The 14790-nt window shown below is 49.8% G+C and carries 10 protein-coding genes; 3 read left to right on the top strand and 7 right to left on the bottom strand.

Annotated features, from left to right (window positions below; translation table 11 throughout):
• The 3 genes from G459_RS0125605 (at position 1) to G459_RS0125590 (ending at position 4440) form a co-directional block, all read left to right on the top strand.
• Positions 1–1509: a DUF1501 domain-containing protein gene (locus G459_RS0125605; protein ID WP_026970129.1), complete on the top strand. Its 1509-nt coding sequence runs from the start codon at positions 1–3 to the stop codon at positions 1507–1509.
• A gap of 9 nt (positions 1510–1518) precedes the next feature.
• Positions 1519–2862 (top strand): DUF2231 domain-containing protein, encoded by a 1344-nt coding sequence (locus G459_RS0125600; protein ID WP_026970128.1) that lies wholly within the window; start codon positions 1519–1521, stop codon positions 2860–2862.
• Between the two features lie 306 nt (positions 2863–3168).
• Positions 3169–4440 (top strand): dienelactone hydrolase family protein, encoded by a 1272-nt coding sequence (locus G459_RS0125590; protein WP_026970126.1) that lies wholly within the window; start codon positions 3169–3171, stop codon positions 4438–4440.
• 279 nt (positions 4441–4719) lie between these two features.
• Here G459_RS0125590 and G459_RS0125585 read toward each other — a convergent pair whose 3' ends face one another.
• From G459_RS0125585 to hisG, 7 genes are all read right to left on the bottom strand, one after another.
• Positions 4720–8556, bottom strand: a complete 3837-nt coding sequence (locus G459_RS0125585; RefSeq protein ID WP_035457021.1) for a PVC-type heme-binding CxxCH protein — start codon at positions 8554–8556, stop codon at positions 4720–4722.
• Between the two features lie 241 nt (positions 8557–8797).
• On the bottom strand, positions 8798–9598 hold the full coding sequence (locus tag G459_RS0125580) for a tetratricopeptide repeat protein (protein ID WP_026970124.1): 801 nt from the start codon (positions 9596–9598) through the stop codon (positions 8798–8800).
• A gap of 210 nt (positions 9599–9808) precedes the next feature.
• Positions 9809–10168: a cupin domain-containing protein gene (locus G459_RS0125575; RefSeq protein WP_026970123.1), complete on the bottom strand. Its 360-nt coding sequence runs from the start codon at positions 10166–10168 to the stop codon at positions 9809–9811.
• Positions 10169–10263: 95 nt separating this feature from the next.
• Positions 10264–11358 (bottom strand): bifunctional histidinol-phosphatase/imidazoleglycerol-phosphate dehydratase HisB, encoded by a 1095-nt coding sequence (gene hisB / locus G459_RS0125570; protein WP_026970122.1) that lies wholly within the window; start codon positions 11356–11358, stop codon positions 10264–10266.
• A 126-nt stretch (positions 11359–11484) separates the two neighbouring features.
• Positions 11485–12534, bottom strand: a complete 1050-nt coding sequence (hisC, locus tag G459_RS0125565; RefSeq protein WP_026970121.1) for a histidinol-phosphate transaminase — start codon at positions 12532–12534, stop codon at positions 11485–11487.
• Positions 12531–13826 carry a histidinol dehydrogenase gene (gene hisD, locus G459_RS0125560; protein WP_026970120.1) on the bottom strand — a complete coding sequence of 432 codons (1296 nt, stop codon included), beginning with the start codon at positions 13824–13826 and terminating at the stop codon, positions 12531–12533. Before hisD ends, hisC begins: the two co-directional genes overlap by 4 nt.
• A 30-nt stretch (positions 13827–13856) precedes the next feature.
• Positions 13857–14717 carry an ATP phosphoribosyltransferase gene (hisG, locus tag G459_RS0125555; RefSeq protein WP_026970119.1) on the bottom strand — a complete coding sequence of 287 codons (861 nt, stop codon included), beginning with the start codon at positions 14715–14717 and terminating at the stop codon, positions 13857–13859.
• Between the last annotated feature and the right edge of the window lie 73 nt (positions 14718–14790).

The following is a 14790-nucleotide window of genomic DNA, read 5'->3' as shown; positions in this document are numbered from 1 at the left end:
ATGAGCCATCACCACGATGCCCCGCTGCGGTCTGCGAATCGGGACCTTCAGGACATCGAAAAGAAAATGGACCGCAGGCGTTTTCTGACCAAAACTTCTTTGGGAATCGGCTCCCTGGCTTTGGGTTCGTTGATGGGAATGGAGAAGATTTTCGCAGGAAATCCCCAAACTCCTGCCCAGCTCACCGAGTCAGCCAACGGACTGAGCGGATTGCCGCATTTTATGCCCAAGGCAAAGCGCGTGATCTACCTGTTCCAAGCTGGAGGACCGTCACAGCTCGACCTCTTCGATTACAAGCCAAAGCTTGTTGACCTGCACGGGCAGGAGCTTCCTGATTCGGTGCGTGACGGGCAGCGCCTCACGGGCATGAGTGCAGACCAAAGCTCTTTTCCCCTGACTGCCTCGGCTTTCAAATTCCAACAATACGGCCAAAGCAGGGCCTGGATCAGCGAACTCATGCCGCATACTGCGGAGATAGCAGATGAGCTTTGCTTCATCAAAAGCATGCAGACCGGACAGATCAACCATGATCCGGCGATTACTTTTTTCCAGACCGGGCATCAGCTTCCGGGCAGACCCTCGATGGGTGCCTGGCTGAGTTATGGCCTAGGTTCGGACAACCAAAACCTGCCCTCCTTTATCGTTTTGGTTTCCAAAGATGCCGTGTTGGATCAGCCGCTATATGCCCGACTTTGGGGAAATGGCTTTTTGCCTTCCCAGCATCAGGGAATCCAGTTCCGGTCCGGAAAGGACCCGGTGCTTTACCTTGGAAATCCAGAAAACTACGAGGGAGCGGACCGGAGGGAGATGCTCGATTACCTCAAATCTCTGAATGAAGTCCAGTTTGATACCTACGGAGACCCGGAAATCAATGCCCGGATTGCGCAGTACGAGATGGCCTTTCGGATGCAGACTTCTGTGCCCGAAGTGACCGACATGTCTTCCGAACCGGACTGGGTGTATGAGATGTACGGGGAGGAAAGCCGTGATCCTGGCACCTACGCAGCCAATTGCCTGATGGCGAGAAAGCTGATTGAAAAGGACGTGAAGTTTGTGCAGCTCTACCATCAGGGTTGGGATCAGCACGGCAACCTGCCCAGTTCGATCAAAAACCAGTGTAAAAAAACCGACCAGGCCACTGCCGCACTGATCAAAGACCTGAAGCAAAGGGGACTTTTGGAGGATACCCTGATCGTCTGGGGTGGTGAATTTGGCAGAACGGTTTACAGCCAGGGGACACTTTCTCCGGATAATTATGGAAGAGATCATCATCCGCGATGCTTTACCAAATGGATGTGCGGGGCAGGAGTGAAGCCCGGAATTACCTATGGGGAAACCGATGAATTTGGCTACAATGTGGTCAAGGATCCGGTTCACGTGCATGACCTGCAGGCCACGATCCTGCATCTTTTTGGTATCGATCACGAAAAACTCACCTACAAGCATCAGGGCCGGCGGTTTAGACTGACCGATGTGGAAGGTCATGTGGTCAAAGGAATTTTGAGCTAAGCCGAAAAGATGATGACAGAGGATTTGATCACATTCATCGGCCGTTTTCACCCGGTGTGGGTTCATTTGCCCATCGGGTTTTTGATGATTGGCGTGCTGCTGAAGTCTTATGTGGTTTTGCTAAAGAAACAGAATCTCCAGGAAGCAGTGAATTTCACCCTGTTTCTGGGAGCCGTCAGTGCATTAATTGCCGCGTTGTTGGGATTTCTCCTTTCCCAAAACGGTGGCTATGAAGGGAATTTGCTGGACATCCATTTGGCTGCGGGTTGGCTCACGGTGGCTCTCTCCGGGATAGCTTGGTGGGTGAACAAAAACGAGGAGAAGTATTCCAAAAAGCTCAACTATTCCCTTCTGGGACTGTTGATGATTACACTTACCGTCACAGGACATTTTGGTGGAAGCCTGACTCATGGGGAGGATTACCTGACTGCTTATGCACCTTTTGGGGAAAAGCAGGAGGAAAGCAAAGGCCGGATTTTGGCGAGTGTGGAAGAGGCTGAGGTGTTTACGGATGTCATCCAGCCTGTTTTGAAAAGCAAGTGCCAAAGCTGTCACCGGTCCGGGAAATCCAAAGGCGAATTGGATATGAGTTCCTACGAATCCCTGTTGAAAGGAGGGGAAAACGGCCCGGTGATCTTGGCTGCAAATGCGGAAAAAAGCGAACTCATCCGCCGGGTAACCTTGCCATCCGATCATGAGGATTTTATGCCAGCGGAAGGAAAAAAGCCGCTGACGGAGGAAGAAATCCAACTAATCACCTGGTGGATTGAAAAGGGAAATGCAGATCCGAAAGTTCTCTTAACCGAATCAGATGCGGAATTTATCGAATGGGCAAAACCCAAACTGACTATCCAGGGAGCTGAAAATATGGTAGCAATCCAAATAGACACGGCTCAAATTCAGGGGTTGGAGAAAATGGGTTTCCGTGTCAGAGTGCTTTCCCATGAAACAGGAGCTTTGGATGTGGTGCTGCCGGAAGAAGCCGCCAATGGAAATGCTTCCGAACTGCTGAAAGCCCTACTCCAGATCAAGGACCAGATTTTCTGGCTGACTTTGGCCGGAACTGGGATTCAGGATTCAGACTTAAGTCTTGTCTCCCAATTTTCCAATCTCCAGCGACTCCGAATCGAAAACAACCCCATTACCGATGACGGAATTGCAGGGTTGAAAGGGCTTTCCAAACTGGAAATTCTAAACCTGAACGGCACCAAGATCAGTTCAGCAGCCTTGGGATCATTGGGCGAAATCAAGTCCCTGAAGTCCCTGTACCTCTGGAATACTGCTGTCAAACCGGAGGATAAAGGGGTAGAAGATATGGCTTTGACGGAAGTAAAGGTGGTTTTTGGTGGGTAACTGGCCCGCTGTCCTGATTCCAGAAGCTGGACCATTCAGATGCTTTCTTTCGACTAAAATGGCACGATTGGAGAGCAATTCAAGTGAACCCATTAACTGCAAAAAAAAACACCACAGAGAAAAAAGAGAGATTGATATTGGCTCTTCCCGTCGTATGACTGACCTCAATCCTTATTTCAGGTTCTTACGTTTTTTGAGAGCGCTGAGAAAAAAGCCAAAGCTTTTTTTGCCCGTTGTCCAGCTTCTCCAGAAGCTTCTGATATTCGTGGTGTTTCCTTATCTTATTCCAGTAATATCCAATCGCTGATGCGAAACAACCGAAGAGATTTTCTGAAAAAGTCCAGTCTTGCTGGCTTTGGAGTCATGAGTGGAAATCTCCTGGACCTTCATGCGAATCCCCAACCGATTAACCCAATCCTGCCTGTGAACCCAAATCAAGAATTGAATCTGATAGGGGCCTATGGTCCCTGGGCCAAAAGCTTAAACCTGGAAAAACTGCCCTCTCAATCCTACCGGAATCCGGCAACTACCAACTTGGATTCCTGGCGGGAAAGTACCAGAAAACTGGTGGCTGAGCGGATGGGAGCGGTGGATTTAGGAGCGATTCCCCAAGTGACGATTCACCGAACCGGAACCTACGAGGGAGTGGTTTTTGAAGAAATATCTTACCAATTGCCCAGTGGAAATCCTACCAAAGCGGTGATCTTGAAACCGGAAAATGCCTCAGGAAAGCTTCCGGGAATCTTGGGTTTACATTGCCACGGAGGTAATAAATTTCTGGGTTTGGATAAAATCAGCAGGACCAAAGCCGAGATTCCGTCATATGTTCAGGAGCATCATTCTACCTATTACGAAGGTCGGGCCTGGGCCAATGAGGCAGCCAAGCAGGGCTATGTGGTGATGGTTCACGATGCATTTGCTTTTGGCAGCAGGAGGGTTTTGTTAGAGGATGTGCCGGAGAAAATAAGGAAGGGTATCACGGATTTCAGCTTGGAAACCGAGGAGCAGATCGATGCCTATAATTCCTGGGCTTCCGAGCACGAACATATTTTGGCCAAGTCCCTGTTTTGCGCAGGCACGAGTTGGCCGGCGGTTTTTCTGGCTGAGGATCAGATGGCGCTGAGCGTCTTGGCAGCAAGGGAGGATGTGGATTCCAGCAAACTGGGATGCGCCGGACTTTCAGGAGGAGGACTGCGAACCGTCATGTTGGGAGGAATGGATCCAAGGATTTCCTGTGCGGTTGCCGTCGGGTTTATGACCACTTGGGCTGATCTGCTCCTGTACAAATCCTACACCCATACCTGGATGACGTATGTGCCGATCCTGCCTCAGGAACTGGATTTTTCAGAAATTCTGGGTTTGAGAGCACCTTTACCAACGTTGGTTTTGAATGATATTGAAGACCAATTGTTTACGCTGTCCGAGATGGAAAAGGCAGATCAAATACTCAAAGAAGTCTATGCCAAAGCCAATGCCTCTGACCGATACAAATGCACCTTCCATCCCGGCCCGCATAAGTTTGACAAGGCGATGCAGGAGGAGGCTTTTTCGTGGTTTGATCGGTGGTTGAAGGGGTGATTAATTTTGGTCAGCGGTCGTCTGACCACGGTTTACAGTCGTTGTTAGTTCAACCCTTTCAGGGTTGGGACTCATTTGCGATTTCCTTATCCCCTAGGTTGCACCTAGGGCTATTGAAAGGTTCGACCACTTCGTGGTCATAGCTGAATTCAATAGGATAGACATTCGACCCTGGCAGGGGTCAAACTTCTCAATAGCGATGGGTGCAACCCATGGAAAATAACAACGAAAGACTCTCAACGACCCCGAAGGGTGTCGAACTTATCTATTCCAACCCGTTTATTCCACCCGCTTATTCGTCTTCAGATACCCCATCAGATTCACAATTTCCTCTTGGCTCAGGTTTTCAAACAGGCCGGAAGGCATCATGGATACGTCGGTCACTTCTCGGGATAAGATACCCGATTTGTTGATCAGCACCTGATCCTGTCCCACAATCCGAAGGGTGACTTGGCGCTCGTTTTCTGAGATAATATTTCCGGAGTAAGTCCTTCCGTCCCGGGTGTTGATCACGACCATCTTGTAGTCATCCTGGATCTCAGCTGTGGGTTCGAGCACATTCATCAGGATATACTCCGGATCGGTCCGGTTGGAACCGGTAAGGTCCGGGCCGATGATTCCCCCTTCTCCGTACATCTTGTGGCAACTTCCGCAGGTTTGGGTAAAGACCGTTTTTCCGGTTTGGAGGTTGGCGGAAGCCAAGGCTTCAGGCTTAAGCATCGCGCGGTATTTGTCATAGGCAGCTTGGTTGCTCGGAACTGACTCGATCGGTCCCCAAACTTCGATGAATCCGCTTCCCACCACCCGGAGGAGTTGGCGGGCCACGCTTGCCGGAACCTCCGATTTGGCGATTTTTTTGGTTTTGATCTCCTGAGTCAGCATGTTGCCATACCGGGCTCTGGAGGAGAGAGTCTGCATGGCTTCGAGTTTTTCCTCGGGAGAAAATTTGGAATAGCTTTCCAGCAGCAACTTACCCAGAGACTCATTGTCAAAGGCGGCTATGGACCGGATGGCATCCTTCCGCATGGCAGGTTCCTGAAGCAGTACCGGAATTTCGGACTGCAATCCTTTTTGCTGCTGGGCGGTAAGAGTTTGCAGGGCTTTCTTGCGCTGGTCCATCGGCAGACTTTTGTTTTTCAGCGTTGCAAAAGCCCGTTGGGTAGCTTCGGTATCTCCGAAGAGGCCTGAGATTTCCATGGCCAGAGTTTGTTTTTTCCCGCCGGATTTTTGGAATTTTTCCGCCACAGCTTTCCAGTTGGCCGGGGTTTTCAGATCGGTCCGACCCTCCATTCCACTCAGCATTCCCGCCATGAGAAGTTCGGTATTCGAACCGTCCTTGCCGATCAGGGCCACGAGTTTTTCGACCTGATTCCCGTCCACGGTCCGTCGGGCTATATTTTGGGTGACAAAGCTGAGTTTGGAAGTAGGGGCAAGTTCGAGGACCTGGTCAGGACTCTCTGCAAACCAGGGCTCGATTCCGTACCAAAGCATCTTGGGCAGGTTGTGGTCTTTTTCGTCCTCCACACGCTGGATCAGACTTGAAGCAATCGCCCATTTGTCAGCAGTTGGAATCCGCTGCAAAGCCGCAGCGAGGTAGAGGCGGACCACAGGGGAGGGGTCGGACTTGGCCAAGGACTTGAATTTAGTCAAAGCTTCCGCCGATGGTTTCATGTCCTCGCAAAATAGTTGGATGGCCCAAGCGCGAACATATTGATCCTGGTCGGAAAGTGAAGCAAGCAGCTCTTTATCCGTAAATCCTCCCGTCTGATGAAGTGTCCACATAGCGCGGAGTCTCCAATCTGGGTTTTTATCTGAGGTGAAGATTTTCTTCAATGCGGCATTAGTATCCGGCTTTAGCGTTTTGTTGACCGCACGTTTATGGAGAATTCCTCTCGCTCGGCGGGCATGCCAGTCCGAGGGATTGGTCTGAAGAGCCACCAATTGGGCATCGGTCATTTTGTTGAGATCAGTGTACCTACCGGGGAAGTTTTGGGCTAATGTTTTTTCCGGCATAATCCGGAAGATCCGGCCGGTTTCCTCATTCAGAACTTCTTTTCCGCAGATATCCGCATCGTGCCAGTCCAGGGCGTATAAGCCTCCATCAGGACCGATTTCCATGCTGAAACCCACCCATTGGGCATTGTTGGCCATCATGAATTCATCTCCATGTTTTCCCTCAAACCCCGAACCTTTGGAAATCAAAATATCGGAAAGCACTCCATGCTCGTGGATATTGGCCATGAAGATCCTTCCTTTTTCCTCCTCAGGAAAAGCATCGGATTGGTACACCCGCGCCCCGCCGTGAGCCGAACGGTGACTGTGATTGGCGATGGTTTTGATGTCCTCGTAGACATAGGGATTGAAATGCTGTCCGCCCTGACGGTGGTAGATTCCACCCGGGATCACATGCCACAAGTGCGGGATCACGCAGGCACTCATGAAGAGCTGGCCTTTGGAATCGTAGTCAATTCCCCAGGGATTGCTGAAGCCATGGGCTACAACTTCGAATCTGTCTTTGACCGGATGATAACGCCACACGCCGCCGTTGATGTCCACGCCGTCTTTTTCCAGAAGATCTTCCGGGAAGGGGTCTTTGTGGTAATAGAGTTTGCGCGCCTCTTCACCTTTCGGTTTGCGGATCTTGGAAGGAGTGGCAAAACCTTGTAAGCCGTACAGCCAGCCATCAGGACCCCAGTGCAGACTGTTCAGTGTTTCGTGCCGATCGCGGATTCCCCAGCCGGTCAGGAGGATTTCGATGTCGTCCAAGTCTGCTTTATCGTCCTGATTTTTATCCGGAACAAAGATCAGGTTGGGCGGTGCACCAATGAAGACTCCGTCAAATCCTACTGCAATCGCCGCGGGAAAAGCGAGTCCTTCCATAAAGACGGATTGTTTATCAGCCGCTCCGTCTCCGTCGGTATCTTCCAAAATCAGAATCCTGCTGTCTCCGGAATTGGAAAAACCGTCGCCCCGGGATTCGTAGTCCTTGTTTTCCGCAATCCAGAGCCTGCCGCGGTCGTCCCAGCAAAAGGCCATGGGCTGGGTCATCATGGGTTCGGCAGCCCAGACATTCACTTTGTAACCAGGCTTGATGGTCATGGCATCGACCGCCTCCTGGGCGGTCAGGAATTTAGCATTTCGGCCTTCTTCCTGAGCGATGCCCCAAAGCTCGGTGGTGTTGTACATTCCCTCTTTTCCCGAAAACTTCCCCCAAGACTCGTTCATCTTCAGATCATTGAATTCACCGGTGTAGACCAAGAGACGAAGTTTGATCGTTTCGGTTTTGCCATTTTCGATTATCCAATCTCCATATTTGGTAAATGCAGGGCCTAGCCCCAGCTGTCCGTCCACCCGCCATTTATTTGGGTAGCCACGATTTTCCGGGTGGTCAAAGATGGCGACATTGGCCCGATCCTCCCGGCCCTCCACGGTCATCCCGACATTGATCCACATTGCAGGTTGGCCTTCTGCCTGTTCATTTTTCTGGCGCGCGGCATTGATGATCTCCCCGTCGATTCCTTCTTTCCAAGGCATTCTCAAGAAGAGGCTTCCGTAGTCGTATTGGCCGATGGTGACGTCAGTTTTGGCTTCGCCTTTCCACTCCAGATCCAGGGAATATTCCCCATTTATTTCACTTAAAGTCCAGTTTTGGGTTTCTTCCAAGACCGGATTTCCCAAGGAGTCCAAAAGGTGATAGATCGTCTGCCATTTCACCTGCTCCCCGGATTCTTCCACTATGTTCAGCGCCACTTTTCTCCAATAGTCTCCCTCGGGATGATGAAAGTAATCCCTACCATTTACCCTCGTCAGACCCCAGTAAAGCCCGGTTTGATGCTTGTGGTGGCCTGGGCTATATTCGGTCAGAAGGCCTTTTCCGTCAGGAGGTAGAAGAGGATGGATGTATGGACGAAAGCCCTCCTTCGCATTCTGAACTAGAATCGGCTCGGTTTCTCCTTCTCTCAACACGGAGATTGTTCCTTCTGCTTCGTCTTGAACCAGTTTCAGGGTCGTAGGTTGCAGAGATGCTCCGTCATCGGTGGAGGCTTTTGGTTTACAGCTTAGAAAGATCAAAAAGAATAAAAATCCGAAAAGGATCGAGTTGCGGTACACAGCCATGCGATTTAGGTTCTTTGGGTTGGGGAGAAATTATCGGCAAGGAGATGCCGATCATTCTCTCCATAATATAGAAAAATGTGTTGAAAATGAAGAGCTTGTGGGAAAGCGCTTGAGATTTCAAAAAGTGAGTGGCGACCGGTCCGGCTGAGGACAACAGTTGCTGGTTTTTACGCCATTGGCAGAAGAGCCTTAGAGAACCAGGGACGTTCGTAAGCGAATTTGACCGATAGAGTACCGATCCTTACAGACAGATTTCCTCCATATTGTTCAGTGCGTAGTCGCTACCCTTTTTTGCGGCTTCTTGGATCATCTGGCAGCCTTCTGGATTACCCATCCTCGCGAGGCAGATGCCTTTTCTGGCCAACGCTTCCACGTGATCCGGCTGGTTTTTGAGCACAAACTCGAAGTCTTCCAAGGCCCAGGGCAGGTACCCGATCTTTAGCATGGCAAAGCCGCGGTTGTATCTGGCAGCGAGGTTGTTGGGTTCTTTTTTGAGGTAAGTGTTGAAAGAGGCTGCGGCGCCGTAGATGTCGCCCCGGCTGGCACGGGCCATTCCTGTATAATAATAGATAGGGGCAAATTCCGGGTTCATGCTTTCGGCCTGCTTGAAGAAAAGTTCGGCCCGCTCGTAGTTTTTCACCATGAGTTGGCTGCGCCCTGTCAGGTAGATGATCTCGAAGTCCTCCGGCTCCAGACTTGCGGCTTTTAGGATGTAAAGTTCCGCATCCTGATAGTATTCCTGTTCGAAAAGAATCTTTCCCACCGATGCATACGCCTGAGCATAGCGGGCGTCAATATCGATGATCCGATTGTAGTCGTCCAGTGCCTTGTCGAAGTCTCCCAATTCCTCGTAGCTCCTGGCCCTGAGGTGGAGGGATTTTACTTCTTTGACATGGGTATACAAGCGTCGGTTGATTGCTGCGATGGCTTGTTTGTATTTTCCGCTTCTATACATTGCTTCGATCTCGGCTGGGTTAGCGGTGCAGGAGAGGAGAAGCAATAAGCATGAAATGATCGTAGAAATATTTAAAAGTCGTTTCATACCTAAATAAACAAAAATATCAACGAATTGAGAAGCGCGAAAAGTGAAAAATTGTTACGGATTTTGAAAAATTACTTCGATAGGATTTTCTGTCTGTTGGGAATTCTTCTCAAAAATTTGGTAAGAAAGGGATGATATGAGGCGAAGCTTTTGTTTTCTGCAAAAAAAGCCGTGAGCGAAGGCGCTCACGGCTGCGGAATCGGACCGGTTCTAGATCCGGTCCAGCTTTTCTTTTTTCAACTCAGAATCTGCATCCCCGGTATTCAGTGTAGAAGCAGGCTCGAAGAGCATCACCCACACTTCCTCCGGTGCAACCGGCCGGTGTTCAACGCCTCTGGGCACGATGAGAAATTCATTTTCATTAATTGTCACGGTTTTGTCTCGAAATTCCATCTGAAGAACGCCTTTGACTACAAAAAATAGCTCGTCTTCCACGTCGTGCTTATGCCAGACAAACTCACCCAGGAGCTTGGCCAGTTTGACATGTTGGCCGTTGAGTTCTCCGACGATCTTTGGTGACCAATGCTCGGTGAAGAGCTCAAATTTCTGACTGAGGTTTACTTTTTCCATCATCTATTTTAATGGTTGAGTTTTTCGTTTTACTCTGATCATAAAACTAGTTTAGCCCGGCCGTGGACCGTCGCCTGTCGACCGTTGACGAAAATTTAGAGCACTCCCTTGGTGCTCGGCAACTGGTTAATGTTGCGTGGGTCACGCATCACCGCCATCTTGATCGCCCGTGCCAAGCCTTTGAAAGTTGCTTCGATCTTGTGATGTTCATTGTCGCCTTCCACTTTGATGTTCAGGTTGCACTTGGCGGTATCTGAGAAGGATTTGAAGAAATGGTAAAACATCTCGGTGGGCATATCGCCAACTTTCTCCCGCTTGAAATCAGCCTCCCACACTAGCCAAGGTCTTCCGCCAAAATCAATGGCCACTTGCGCCAAGGCATCGTCCATAGCCAATAGAAATCCATAGCGATAGATTCCTTTTTTGTCTCCCAAAGCTTTCAAATAAGCTTCGCCCAGCGCCAAAGCGGTGTCCTCGATCGTGTGGTGCTCGTCTATGTGCAGATCCCCATTTACTTTGATCTCCAAATCCGTGCTGCCGTGCTTGCCGAGTTGCTCGAGCATGTGGTCGAAGAAATGCAGACCGGTGGAAATGTCGCATTTGCCGCTTCCGTCCAGATTCAGTTTGATGTAGATATCCGTCTCTGAGGTTTTTCTGCTCACTTCTGCCGAGCGGGGAGGCATCTTCAGAAAGTCATAGATCTCGTCCCAGTCCTTGGTTGAGAGTGCCGCATCCGGATTTTCATCGCCGATGAAGATCGCTTTGGAGCCGAGATTCTTCGCCAATTGTACATCTGTTGCGCGGTCGCCGATCACATAGGAGTTTGGCAGGTCGTAGTCTTCAGAGAAATATTGGGTCAACAGTCCTGTTCTTGGCTTGCGGGTTGGGGCGTTTTCGTGCTCGAAAGTTTTGTCGACATGGATGGCCTTGAAGAAGATGTTTTCCTGTTCCAGGGTTTTCAGCATCTTGTACTGCGCTGGCCAGAAGTCTTTTTCTGGAAAAGAATCGGTACCCAAACCGTCCTGATTGGTCACCATCACGAGTTCGTAGTCCGTCTCCTCGGCGATCTTCCGAAGGTTTGAGATGGCTTTTGGCAGGAATTCCAGCTTTTCCAAGCTGTCTACTTGATAATCTGTCGGCGGCTCCTTGATGATCGTGCCGTCCCGGTCTATGAAGAGAACTTTTTTCATTTACGATTTTAGATTTACGGGCGGAAATTCAGTTTTTGACCTTATTCGCCCGATTCATGTTTTTTACTTAAGATGGTACTGAAGCCTTCGAATTTTTCAATTTTTCAATCTTCCAATTTTTCAATCCTAACAAACCTTTTTTAAAGCCTTTAGAAATACTTCATTTTCCGCTCGGGTCCCAACTGTGATGCGCAGGCAATCCTCGCAAAGCAGCACTTTGGCCCGGTTTCTAACGATCACCTTTTCTTCAATTAGGTCGTCATAGACTTGCGTCGCATTTGGGATTTTGACCAAAAGGAAGTTGGCATGAGAAGGATGGATCTTTTGAACAAAGGAGAGTTTTTCCAATTCGCTTTGAAGAAAATCCCGCTCATCCAGGATTTCCCGGATCATCTGATCGACCTTGTTTTTGTCTGTAATCGCCGCCAAAACGGTGTCCTGCGTCAGGCCGGAGATATTGTAGGGAGGCTTGATCTTGTTCAGAATGCGAATGATTTCCTCACTCGCAAAAGCCATCCCGAGACGCAGTGATGCGAGTCCCCAGGCTTTGGAGAAGGTCTGCATCACCAACAAATTCGGGAAATTGTCGAGTTCGGCCGTGAAGCTTGGCTCGTCGCTGAAGTCGATATAGGCCTCATCCACGACGACCAATCCTTTGAAATTCTTCAGCAGGAAAAGCACATCCTCACGCTTGGCTTTGTTAGCTGACGGGTTGTTGGGCGAGCAGATGAAGAGGATCTTGGAGTTGGCATCAGCCGCTGCGAGGATTTTTTCCGGTTGAAGCTGAAAGTCCTCCGTCAGAGCGACCTTGCGGACCTCCACATCATTGATGTTGGCACTTACCTCGTACATTCCGTAGGTCGGAGGGAGGAGGATCACATTGTCTTTTCCCGGATTACAGAAAGCGCGATATAACAGATCAATCGCCTCGTCGGAACCGTTTCCCAGGAAAATCTGGCTGGTTCGGACTGCTTTGATCTTTGCAATCTCCGTCTTTAAAGCACTCTGATAAGGGTCGGGATAGCGGTTGAAATCCTGCTCCGTGATCGAGCCAAAAGGGTTCTCATTGGCATCCAAGAATACGCCTTCTTTGCCGGTGTATTCGTCACGGGCGGAAGTGTAGGGCTGTAGTTTTGCGATATGTGGCCGCAAAAAGGAATTTAGATCGAAGCTCATTTCTTTTTGCCTTTCAGTGAGTTGAGTCGGATCGTTACTGCGTTTTTGTGTGCGTGCAGGAGTTCGTTTTCCGCCATTACTTCGACCATTGGGCCGAGCTTTTTTAGTCCTTCCTCGGTGATCTTTTGGTAAGTGATCTTTTTTACAAAGCTATCCAAAGACACCCCGCTGTAGTTGCGAGCGTAACCATAGGTCGGTAGGGTGTGATTAGTACCGGAAGCATAATCTCCGGCCGATTCCGGCGTATAGTTTCCGATGAAGACCGACCCGGCGTTATAGATTCCGTCGACGACTTCTTCCTCGTTTTCCACGGCAATGATCAAGTGCTCCGGCGCATAGTGGTTGATCAAAGCAAGGGCCTTTTCGGCATCTTCCATCACCACCGCAGTGGAGTTTGTCAGGGCTTTGAACGCGATATCTTTCCGTGGAAGTTGCTCCAATTGCTCGTTGAGTTCCTTCAGAACTTTCTTGGCGAATTTTTCCGAAGGAGTCACCAAAATCACCTGAGAATCCACGCCATGCTCTGCCTGCGAGAGTAGATCCGCTGCGACAAAAGCCGGAACGGCAGAATCATCCGCATAAACCAACACCTCCGAAGGTCCCGCAGGCATGTCTATCGCTACACCAAATTTGGTCACCAATTGCTTGGCGGCAGTCACGTACTGATTGCCGGGTCCAAAGATCTTATCCACTTGGGGAACGCTGTCGGTGCCAAAAGTCAGTGCGGCAATCGCCTGAGCTCCGCCGACTTTGATGATTTTGGAGATCCCGATCAGCTCGGCAGTATAGAGTATCGCAGGGTGGATCTTGCCTTCACGGTTTGGAGGCGTGCAGAGCACGATCTCTTTGCACCCGGCAAGTTGCGCTGGAACTCCCAGCATCAATACCGTACTGAAAAGCGGCGCCGTGCCACCCGGGATATATAGTCCAACCCGCTGGATTGGGACGCTTTTTCTCCGGCAGATGACACCAGGCATTACCTCCTCGATGAGCTCGGGCGAAGCCTGCGCAGCGTGGAAGCGCTCGATATTTGATTTTGCAACGGCGATCGCTGCTTTCAGTTCCTCGCTTACCAGTGTTTTTGCGGTTGCGATCTCCTGCGCGGAGACGAGCAAACTGTCCAGCTGCACATGATCGTATTCCTGAGCGAACTTCCTCAGCGCCTTGTCCCCGTTTTTCTGAACTTTCTTCAGGATCGGCTTGACGATTTTATTGATAGCCTTGGTTTTCTGAACCGGTCGGGCCAGATTTTTTTTCCACTTTTCAGGAGAAGGATTGACCAGGAGTTGCATAGTGTTAGGGATAAAAAGCTTTAAATCTCCTCAAATAACCATTTTTTCGATAGGGACTACCAAAATTCCCTCAGCGCCTGCGGCCCGAAGTTCTTCGATATTTTCCCAAAATAGATCTTCACTCAACACGGAATGAATCGATGACCAACCAGGCTGAGCCAGCGGCAGGATCGTCGGGCTTCGCATGCCTGGAATCAATTCGATGATCCGCTGGATGGAGTCATTTGGAGCGTTCATCAGGACGTATTTGTTGCTTTTGCCAGTTTGGACGGCGTTCATTCTAAACAGCAACTTATCCAGAATCACTTTTTTCCAATCTGCCAGATTGTTGTTGCCGATCAAGACGGCTTCGGATTTGAAGACTTCCTCGACTTCCTTGAGGCCGTTCATCATGAGCGTGGAGCCGGAGCTGACAATGTCAAAAATCCCCTCAGCCAATCCGATGCTTGGAGCGATCTCCACCGAACCGCTGATCTCGTGGATTTCAGCCTGGATGTTTTGGGTTTTGAGATAGTCTCCCAGGATTTTTGGGTAGGAGGTGGCGATGTTTTTCCCCTGAAAATATGAGATGCCCGGATACTCTTCACCCTTTGGAATGGCCAGAGAGAGGCGGCATTTGGAAAAGCCCAGCTTTTTCAAAGTCAAAACGTCTTTGTCTTTCTCGACCAGTTCATTTTGACCTACGATACCAAGATCTGCGACGCCATCGGCTACATACCCGGGAATATCGTCGTCACGAAGGAATAGAAATTCGACGGGAAAATTGGTGGAAGTGGACTTGAGTTTGCCTGTGCCGTTGTAAAATTTGATGCCACACTCTTTGATTAGGCTGAGTGAGTCATCGGAAAGTCTGCCGCTTTTCTGCACGGCAATGCGGATTATTTGTTCCATGGGGACAAGTTACGCTTGGAAAGTTTTGGTTTGAGTAAAATTTTGGTGGATTGCCGAATCTCTGTCATCAGCC

This window comes from Algoriphagus terrigena DSM 22685, assembly GCF_000429445.1.
Lineage (GTDB): Bacteria > Bacteroidota > Bacteroidia > Cytophagales > Cyclobacteriaceae > Algoriphagus > Algoriphagus terrigena.
Note: the sequence above shows the minus strand (reverse complement) of the source record. Positions and strands in the feature narration are given on the sequence as shown.

Bases quoted from the DNA above. Each gene is read 5' to 3' on its own strand.
- G459_RS0125605 (WP_026970129.1), top strand. From the start codon at position 1: ATGAGCCATCACCACGATGCCCCGCTGCGGTCTGCGAATCGGGACCTT.
- G459_RS0125600 (WP_026970128.1), top strand. From the start codon at position 1,519: ATGATGACAGAGGATTTGATCACATTCATCGGCCGTTTTCACCCGGTG.
- G459_RS0125590 (WP_026970126.1), top strand. From the start codon at position 3,169: ATGCGAAACAACCGAAGAGATTTTCTGAAAAAGTCCAGTCTTGCTGGC.
- G459_RS0125585 (WP_035457021.1), bottom strand. From the start codon at position 8,556: ATGGCTGTGTACCGCAACTCGATCCTTTTCGGATTTTTATTCTTTTTG.
- G459_RS0125580 (WP_026970124.1), bottom strand. From the start codon at position 9,598: ATGAAACGACTTTTAAATATTTCTACGATCATTTCATGCTTATTGCTT.
- G459_RS0125575 (WP_026970123.1), bottom strand. From the start codon at position 10,168: ATGGAAAAAGTAAACCTCAGTCAGAAATTTGAGCTCTTCACCGAGCAT.
- hisB (WP_026970122.1), bottom strand. From the start codon at position 11,358: ATGAAAAAAGTTCTCTTCATAGACCGGGACGGCACGATCATCAAGGAG.
- hisC (WP_026970121.1), bottom strand. From the start codon at position 12,534: ATGAGCTTCGATCTAAATTCCTTTTTGCGGCCACATATCGCAAAACTA.
- hisD (WP_026970120.1), bottom strand. From the start codon at position 13,826: ATGCAACTCCTGGTCAATCCTTCTCCTGAAAAGTGGAAAAAAAATCTG.
- hisG (WP_026970119.1), bottom strand. From the start codon at position 14,717: ATGGAACAAATAATCCGCATTGCCGTGCAGAAAAGCGGCAGACTTTCC.